This window comes from Citrobacter sp. VF227 (genome assembly GCF_052950715.1).
On record NZ_JBRFVF010000169.1, the window covers coordinates 1 to 593 of the forward strand.

At 73.4% G+C, this 593-nt stretch carries 1 protein-coding gene; it reads left to right on the plus strand.

The window, feature by feature from the left end; all coding sequences use genetic code 11:
- Positions 1 to 467, plus strand: a 467-nt coding sequence (locus tag ACU8YC_RS25705; protein WP_446896065.1) for a 3-keto-5-aminohexanoate cleavage protein, incomplete at its 5' end; no start/stop codon positions are given.
- Positions 468 to 593: the final 126 nt, after the last annotated feature.

A 593-nucleotide genomic window follows, 5' to 3' on the forward strand; every position in this document is an offset into this window, starting at 1 on the left:
ACACGCCGGGCCATCTGCGGGCGATGGCGGGTCACATCCGCGACGCGGGCGTGAAGCCCGAGATCGAGGTGTTCGACCTCGGCCAGATCGAGCTGGCCCGGCACCTGATCGCCGAGGGGCATCTGGCGCGCCCGCCCCTGTTCCAGACCTGCCTCGGCATCCCCTGGGGCGCCCGGGCGACGCCCGAGACGCTCGTGGCGATGCGGGCGGGGCTGCCGGAGGACGCGGTCTGGTCGGCCTTCGGCATCGGCCGGGAGGAGTTCCCGATCCTCGCGGTGGCGGCCGGGATGGGCGGCAACGTCCGGGTCGGGCTGGAGGACAACCTGTACCTGTCGAGGGGCCGGCTCGCGCCGAGCAACGCCGCCCTGGTGGAGAAGGCGGTGAGCCTGCTGGCCCATCTCGACCGGGAGCCGGCCACCCCCGATCAGGCGCGGGCGATCTTCGGGTTGACGCCGCCGGGCGGTTGAGCGGCCGATCGCCGCCGCACACCCGTCATCACGACCGTGGCGCTGCTGGATCGCTCCGCTCGCGAAGACGGCGGTGTCGTCTCGCGTGGTGAAGGCTGTCCCTGACGGATCGCCGGCATCCTCACG